The organism is Streptomyces sp. XM83C, from assembly GCF_023072675.1.
GTDB classification, from domain to species: Bacteria; Actinomycetota; Actinomycetes; order Streptomycetales; family Streptomycetaceae; genus Streptomyces; species Streptomyces thermocoprophilus.
Window position 1 is genome coordinate 1 of the sequence record NZ_JALLGL010000318.1, and the last position, 6,721, is coordinate 6,721.

The following is a 6,721-nucleotide window of genomic DNA, read 5'->3' on the forward strand; positions in this document are numbered from 1 at the left end:
GTGCGGGGGCGGCTGCCGGGCCGCGAGGGCGGGTGCAGGGCTGGGGTGTGCGATCGGGGCCGCCACAGGTGCGCCAAGGAACGTGCACGGTCGTGCGCGCACGGTGACTGCCGGGGGGCCGTGGGGTGACGGCCCCCGGGTACCGGCGGCAGACCGGCCGCGGAGGCGCTGGTACGGAGCCTCGGAGGCGCAGGCACAAGGGCCGCCGGGCGTTCGCGCTCGCCCCGGACCGTGTGCGGCCCGCCCGGAGATGCGGGCGGGCCCCCGGAGAAGGGGTTTCCCCGGGGGCCCGTCGTGCGTGCGTCAGAGGCGCCGCGGGGCGGTTCAGCCCTCGGCCTTCTCCTCGCCGGCCTCGGCGGCCTCCGCCTCGGTGGCCTCGGCGTCCTCGTCCTCGTCGGACAGGTCGATGACCTCGCCGTTGGTGTCCTTCACCGTGGCGGCCTCGACCACGAGGGCGAGGGCCTTGCCGCGGGCGACCTCGCCGACGAGCAGCGGCACCTGACCGCCCTCGACGACGGCCTGCGCGAACTGGTCGGGCGACATGCCGGAGGACGCGGCACGGCGCATCAGGTGCTCGGTCAGCTCTTCCTGGTTCACGTTGAGCTTCTCGCGCTTGACCAGCTCGTCCAGGACGAACTGGGTCTTGATGCCCTTGACCGCGGCCTCACGGGTCTCGGTGTCGAACTCCTCGGCGGTCTTGCCCTGGATCTCCAGGTACTTGTCGAGGGTCAGGCCCATCTGGCCGAGCTGGTGGTGCTCCAGGTTGTGCTTGCGGGTGTTGATCTCGTCCTCGAGGAGCTTCTCGGGGACGGGCACCTCGACCAGCTCCAGCAGCTTCTCCAGGACACGCTCCTGGGCCTGCGTGGCCTGGTCGTACTGCTTCATGTTCTCGAGGCGCTTGCGGCTGTCGGCCTTCAGCTCGTCGAGGGTGTCGAACTCGGAGGCGAGCTGCGCGAACTCGTCGTCCAGCTCGGGGAGCTCACGCTTGGCGACCTGGGTGACCTTGACGGTGACCTCGGCCTCCTTGCCGGCGGCGGAGCCGCCCTTCAGCTCGGAGGTGAAGGTGGCCTCCTCACCGGCGGACAGGCCCTTCACGGCGTCGTCGATGCCGTCCAGCAGCTCGCCGGAGCCGATGGTGTAGGAGACACCGTTGGCGATGCCGTCCTCGAGGACCTTGCCCTCGACCTTGGCCTCCAGGTCGACGGTGACGACGTCGCCGTCCTCGGCGGCGCGCTCGACCGGCGTGGTGGAGGCGAAGCGCTCACGCAGCTGCTCGACGGACTTCTCGACGTCCTCGTCGGTGACCTCGACGGCGTCGACCTCGACCTCGATGGAGGAGAAGTCCTCGGGAAGCTCCAGGGCGGGGCGGACGTCGACCTCGGCGGTGAAGTTCAGCGTCTCGCCGTCCTTCAGCTCCGTGATGTCGACCTCGGGCTGGCCCAGCACGGACAGCTCGGCCTCGTTGACCGCCTCCGTGTAGAACTTGGGAAGCGCGTCGTTGACGGCCTCCTCCAGCACGGCGCCGCGACCGAACCGCTGGTCGATGACACGGGCGGGGATCTTGCCCTTGCGGAAGCCCTTCACCGTGACCTGCTGGTTGATCTTCTTGTACGCCGCGTCGAGGCTGTCCTTGAGCTCCTCGAAGGGCACCTCGACAGTGAGCCGAACCCGGGTCGGGTTCAGGGTCTCCACGGCGCTCTTCACGGTTCGGTCTCCTTGTGGCTGACTTCTCGGGTTCTGCCAGGGCCAGACCGGCCCCGGCGGATTTCGCCGCCCGGAGGACTTCAGAGGGTGAGACACACGGGCGCGCAGCTTGCATAGTAACCGCAGCCGCCGAACCGCCCAAAAGGCGATCACCCGCGGGGCTCGTGCGGTGATCCGGCCGGGGACGGGCGGGCCCCGACCGTGGAAGGTGCGGGTGATTGCGACCGGGGCCGGGCGGCTGGTTCCCACCGGAACCGCGCCGAGGGTTCCCACCGGGACCGGGCAGGTGGCTCCGACCGTGATCGGGCAGGTGGTCGGGGTGGCGGGATTTGAACCCACGGCCTTCCGCTCCCAAAGCGGACGCGCTACCAAGCTGCGCCACACCCCGTCTGGTGCGACACGTAGGGTACATGCCCGCAGGCAGTGGGGCTGCCGCATTTCGCGGGCGCCACGACGGGCCGCCCGCACGAGTGGCCACTGCGGCCGTGATGTGGTGTGCGGCGGCGGGTGCCGACCCGCTAGGATGCCTCCAGTGCCGCGGCCGGTATGGCCTGCGGCGCACTGTGTGCGGGCGTAGCTCAATGGTAGAGCCCCAGTCTTCCAAACTGGCTACGCGGGTTCGATTCCCGTCGCCCGCTCTGCACGACTAAGGGCCAGGCCAGAGGACGAATCCTCTGCCTGGCCCCAGTCATACCCGGGGGCTCCGATCAGTCGAGCGTGCCCCCCACGTGCCCCTTCGGCTGGTGATCTTCCTTCATGGCCGTGTGCGTCTGCTTCCTGGCCCTGCTCACCAAGTCACTCACGGCATCGGCGATCAGCCGGTCGCGGTCGGCACTGGCGTGCTGGTAGATCAGCGCGGCACGGGTGGTGCTGTGCCCCATGCGCGCCATCAGTTCGCGGGTGCTGGCACCCGTGGACGCGGCGAGGGTGTTCCCGGTGTGTCGAAGATCATGGAAGTGCAGCCCCTTGATCCCGACGTCCCTGCACGCCTTCTGCCACAGCCGGTTGAAGTGGTTCCGGCGCGGGGTGGCCCCCTTGGCCCCGACGAACACCCGACCGTCCGCACCCGGTTCGGCGTAGCGGAGCAGGTGATCACGAATGTCCGGGATGATCGCGGCGGGGATGGAGACCGTACGCTTGCCCGCCGCACTCTTGGGCGCCTTGACCTCCCGTCGGCCACTGGTCAACTCAGCGACGGCACGCCGGACACGGACCGTGCCGCGGTCAAGGTCGAGGTCCCGACGGTGCAGGCCGATCAGCTCACCCCAGCGCAGACCCAGGAACCCGGCCATGAGGACGAGCACCCGGTAACGCGGCTGGATCGCGTCGGCGAGGGCGTAGACCTCCTGAACCGTGGCGGTCGGCCGCTCCGGGGTGTGCACGGTACTCGCACCCTTGATCTGGCACGGGTTGCGCCTGATCATTTCGTCAGAAACGGCCGTGGCCATGATGGCGCGCAGCAGGGCGTACGCCTTGGCCACCGTAGTGGGCCCCGTCCCGGAGGCCAACTTGTCGGCGCGCCAGCGACGCACGAAAGGAGGCGAGATCTCCGCGACGTTGACGGCACCGAAGGTCGGTTCCAGGTGCAGCCGCAACAGCGACTCGTACAACTCACGCGTTCGCGTCGTCAGTTCGCGTTCCTTGACCCATGCGGCGGCATACGCACCGAACGGCACCTTCCCGGCATCCGGGTCGTGCCAATCCCCCCGCCGCAACTCAGTCTGCTTGTCGGCCAACCAGTCGTCCGCCTCCTTCTTGGTGCGGAACGTCTCCGGGGCAGGCCGGAGCACGCCATCCGGACCGAGGTAGCGAGCCTGGTAGCGACCGGACGGGAGCTTGCGGACCCGGCCGAACTGCCGGCGCTTCCCCGCCATCAGGCCGCCATCCCGCGAAGGGCGGAGCCACGTCGGCGCGGCTGCACGGTGTTGGCCGCGATGAACTCCCGTACGGCGCTCTCCGGGATGCGGACGTGCCGACCGACCTTGACGTACGTAATACGGCGTTCCTCGATCAGGCGACGCGGGAAGCGGACGGTCGTGCCGAGGATCTCGGCAACCTGATCGACGCTCAGGTACCTCTCATTCATGAGCGTGCGCTCCTTCCTGACGCAGGTCTGCGAGTTCTTCGCGGGCGAGTTCGCGGCTTTGCCGGAGGTCGCGGCGGATGGTGGCGGCGAGCCAGGATTCGCCGGGAGTGTGGCCGTGGCCGGCGTAGGACCAGTGGGCGAGGGTGAGGGTGGTGGCTTCCTCGTCGTCGGGGCCGGGCAGGCCGAGGGCGGCGCGTTGCTGGGCGGCGCGGTAGTCGGCGCGGGCCTGGCGCAGGGCGCCGAGGGTGGTGGAGAAGCGGCGGGACTTGGTGGAGAAGTGGCCGCGGAAGCCGAGCATGTGCGCCCAGTCGCGCAGCTTGCGGTCCGGGTAGAGCGGGTGCAGGTCCAGGCACGCCTCGATCAGCCGGCGCGGGTGGTCGGGCACACCGAGCAGGATCAGGGCCTCCTTGTTGCCGATGCGGCGGTCCACGGTGCCGGTGGTCTCGGCGGCCTTGGTGGCGTACTTGGCGACGTAGGAGGCGACGGCCTGTTCGGTGATCTCCTCGCCGTCGCCGAAGGCCCGGATGGGGCGCACGTCGAGCTGCGTGCCCCAGCGCAGGGTGCGGGCCGGTTGGTCGCCGGCCGGGTCGACGTCGACGGCGACGCGGGCCGCGGCGGCGCGGATGGCGTCGGTGAGCAGGCCGGTGGTGGCCCAGGCCGGGGGCGGGTCGTCGGGCCCGTCGGGTCCGTCGAGGCGGATCACGGCGTGGAAGTGGACGGCGCCGCGCTTTTGGTACTCGGCGACCTTGCCGAAGGAGACCCGGCACTGCTCGCGGGCCGCCTTTTGGGTCAGGCCGGCGCGCTTGGCGATCTGGCGGCGCAGGTAGATCGTGAAGTAGCGCCACAGCTCGGAGGCGTGGTTGTTCCACAGCACCGCACCCGCGTAGTCGTAGGACTCCGGGTCGAGCGGGGTGCCCAGCTCGGGCGCGTCCTCGCCGTGGAGGGTGCCGCAGGCGCAGGGCCGGGTGCCGGGCCGGTTGTGCACCGGGCCGAAGGAAGGGGCGGTGAGGGTGGCGAACACCCGCGGATGGTCCCGGATCGTGTCCGGGGTGCCCTTGGCGGGGTCGCCGACGAGGCCGGCACGGATGAGGTGGTAGGTGTCGCCGGCGTAGGTCCAGGCGCAGGCCGGGCAGCGCGAGGCCCGCCGGTTGCCGCAGGCCACCCGCAGGACGCCGCCCGGTTCGGTGTCGGTGGAGTACGCATGCAGGACGTGCCCGGTCGCGGCGTCGCGGACAACGGTGGAACCGTGCAGGCGGATCGGGTCGGCGCAGCCACCGGTGCGGCGGATCTGTTCTTGGACGCGGTCGAAGCCGGGGGACCCGGCCACCCGCAGCAGGTCGGCGAGGGTGGTCGGGTCCAGGCCCACCGCGGTGGCGGTGTCGGTCACGCGTCACCGTCCGCGGCGGTGTCGGCGATGTGGTCGAGGACGCGAGGTGAGGACGTGGCGGTCACTTCTGGTCCTCCTCCTTCGGGTGGGCGTCGATCCACTGCTCCGCGCACACCTTGTGGACGGGCCTGCCGCGGTCGGAGCGCAGCGGGGTGGGCTTGGTGCAGATCACGCACGGCTTGTCGCCGGTGGGGTCGTAGTGCTCGGGCGAGCGCCAGTCGAGGAGCGCCACGACGGTCACCTCCCGGCGCGGGCGAGGCCGGCGGTGGCGGGGGCGTGGCCGGTGCCCCGGCAGGCGGGGCAGGCGACGCGGAGGGTGGCGCGGGTGCCGTCGCGGTGGCGGGTGCCGGTGGTGACGGCGACCGAAGCGAAGCCGTCGCAGTCGCGGCAGACGCGCTCCGTCGAGGTGGTTTCGGGCATGATGGGGTCTCCCTTTCGGGTCCGTTGGATCTGATGGGGGTGCAGGCGCCGGGGCGGCGGATCTTTGGCGAGAGAGCCGCCCCGGGGCCGTCAGCGTCGGCGGTCGCGGCCGCGCGGGATGGGCGGGATGGAGTCGTAGGACTCCTGGCCGGCGCGGAAGTCGCTCAGGTCGGTCACGTCCTTGTCGGTGCCGATCTGCCGCATGATCCGGTTCATGGTCCGGCGGTCGTTGTGGCGGCGGGCGATGGCGTAGTCACGGCCGAGTTCGACCATGCGCTCGTCGCGGGCGGGCTCGGGGTCGCGCTTGCGGTTGAAGATGCCCATGGATCGTTTCCTCTCGTGATCAGTGGTGGGTGTTGCGCCGGCCGTGGCCCTTGGCCCGGTACATGGCCGCGTCGGCGGCGGACAGGGCGTCGGTGAGGGTCGGGGCGGGCAGGTGCGCGGGGCGGCAGTTGCCGACCGAGGCGGAGACCGGCAGGAGGCGGCCGTCATGCGGGACGGGCCGGTCCAGGGCGGCCTGGAGGGTGGGCAGGCCGGTGGTGTGGGCGGGGTCGGTGACGATGGCGGCGAACTCGTCCCCGCCGAGGCGGGCGGCGATGCCGTGGCGCCCGCACCAGTCGGCGAGGCGGCGGGCGGTCGTGCTCAGCACGGCGTCGCCGGCCGGGTGGCCGTGGGTGTCGTTGATGGCCTTGAAGTCGTCCAGGTCGACCAGGACCACCAGCGCACTCGGGTGCTTGGCCAGCAGGTGCTGGGCGCGGGTGGTCCAGCCGGCGCGGGTGTGCAGGCCGGTGAGCGGGTCGCGGCGGGCGGTGGACAGGCGGCGCAGCAGCAGCCCGCCATGCACGGCCCAGCCCAGGGCCGGTAATCCGGCGGCGATCAGGTGGGTGTCCATGCCGGTCACCGCCCCTTGTGCAGGTCGTTGACGAGCAGGCGCAGCACGACGGCGACCACGGCGACGGAGACGGCGGTGATGGCGACCGCCAGCAGCATGGAGACCAGGACCGCGCCGACAACGAGGACCACGGCGCCGCCGCCGGCGGCGAGGGCGAGCGCGCTGCCGGGGGTGAGCTGCACGGTGGGCCGGTGCGCGGTCGGGGCGAGGGGCGCGGGCGCCGGTGCGGCGG

9 protein-coding genes and 2 tRNA genes are annotated in these 6,721 nt (G+C 71.6%); 1 reads left to right on the forward strand and 10 read right to left on the reverse strand.

What is annotated here, in order from left to right:
* Positions 1 to 324: 324 nt before the first annotated feature.
* Positions 325 to 1,704 carry a trigger factor gene (gene tig, locus MTQ10_RS25805; protein WP_247472562.1) on the reverse strand — a complete coding sequence of 460 codons (1,380 nt, stop codon included), beginning with the start codon at positions 1,702 to 1,704 and terminating at the stop codon, positions 325 to 327.
* 311 nt (positions 1,705 to 2,015) lie between these two features.
* Positions 2,016 to 2,092, reverse strand: a tRNA-Pro gene (locus MTQ10_RS25810).
* 179 nt (positions 2,093 to 2,271) lie between these two features.
* Here MTQ10_RS25810 and MTQ10_RS25815 point away from each other — a divergent pair.
* A tRNA-Gly gene (locus MTQ10_RS25815) sits at positions 2,272 to 2,342 on the forward strand.
* A gap of 69 nt (positions 2,343 to 2,411) precedes the next feature.
* On the opposite strand, the gene MTQ10_RS25820 is transcribed toward MTQ10_RS25815, so the two are convergent.
* From MTQ10_RS25820 to MTQ10_RS25855, 8 genes are all read right to left on the reverse strand, one after another.
* The gene (locus MTQ10_RS25820) at positions 2,412 to 3,578 is read right to left on the reverse strand and encodes a tyrosine-type recombinase/integrase (RefSeq protein ID WP_247472563.1); all 1,167 of its coding nucleotides are present in this window, start codon (positions 3,576 to 3,578) and stop codon (positions 2,412 to 2,414) included.
* On the reverse strand, positions 3,578 to 3,790 hold the full coding sequence (locus MTQ10_RS25825; RefSeq protein ID WP_247472564.1) for an excisionase family DNA-binding protein: 213 nt from the start codon (positions 3,788 to 3,790) through the stop codon (positions 3,578 to 3,580). The genes MTQ10_RS25820 and MTQ10_RS25825 overlap by 1 nt, the downstream gene beginning before the upstream one ends.
* Complete coding sequence (gene repSA, locus MTQ10_RS25830; RefSeq protein WP_247472565.1) at positions 3,783 to 5,177, reverse strand: replication initiator protein RepSA; 1,395 nt, start codon at positions 5,175 to 5,177, stop codon at positions 3,783 to 3,785. Before repSA ends, MTQ10_RS25825 begins: the two co-directional genes overlap by 8 nt.
* 61 nt (positions 5,178 to 5,238) lie before the next feature.
* On the reverse strand, positions 5,239 to 5,409 hold the full coding sequence (locus MTQ10_RS25835) for a hypothetical protein (RefSeq protein ID WP_190060802.1): 171 nt from the start codon (positions 5,407 to 5,409) through the stop codon (positions 5,239 to 5,241).
* Positions 5,410 to 5,414: 5 nt separating this feature from the next.
* Positions 5,415 to 5,597, reverse strand: a complete 183-nt coding sequence (locus MTQ10_RS25840) for a hypothetical protein (protein ID WP_247472566.1) — start codon at positions 5,595 to 5,597, stop codon at positions 5,415 to 5,417.
* 90 nt (positions 5,598 to 5,687) lie between these two features.
* A complete protein-coding gene (locus MTQ10_RS25845; RefSeq protein ID WP_247472567.1) occupies positions 5,688 to 5,921 on the reverse strand; it encodes a hypothetical protein in 234 nt (77 codons plus the stop codon).
* Positions 5,922 to 5,940: 19 nt separating this feature from the next.
* Positions 5,941 to 6,489 (reverse strand): GGDEF domain-containing protein, encoded by a 549-nt coding sequence (locus tag MTQ10_RS25850; RefSeq protein ID WP_247472568.1) that lies wholly within the window; start codon positions 6,487 to 6,489, stop codon positions 5,941 to 5,943.
* 5 nt (positions 6,490 to 6,494) lie between these two features.
* On the reverse strand, positions 6,495 to 6,721 hold a 227-nt coding region (locus tag MTQ10_RS25855), incomplete at its 5' end, for a hypothetical protein (protein ID WP_247472569.1).

Excerpts from the sequence above, each read along its gene's own strand:
- MTQ10_RS25850 (WP_247472568.1), bottom strand. The coding sequence starts at position 6,489 with ATGGACACCCACCTGATCGCCGCCGGATTACCGGCCCTGGGCTGGGCC.
- MTQ10_RS25840 (WP_247472566.1), bottom strand. The coding sequence starts at position 5,597 with ATGCCCGAAACCACCTCGACGGAGCGCGTCTGCCGCGACTGCGACGGC.
- MTQ10_RS25825 (WP_247472564.1), bottom strand. The coding sequence starts at position 3,790 with ATGAATGAGAGGTACCTGAGCGTCGATCAGGTTGCCGAGATCCTCGGC.
- MTQ10_RS25820 (WP_247472563.1), bottom strand. The coding sequence starts at position 3,578 with ATGGCGGGGAAGCGCCGGCAGTTCGGCCGGGTCCGCAAGCTCCCGTCC.
- MTQ10_RS25845 (WP_247472567.1), bottom strand. The coding sequence starts at position 5,921 with ATGGGCATCTTCAACCGCAAGCGCGACCCCGAGCCCGCCCGCGACGAG.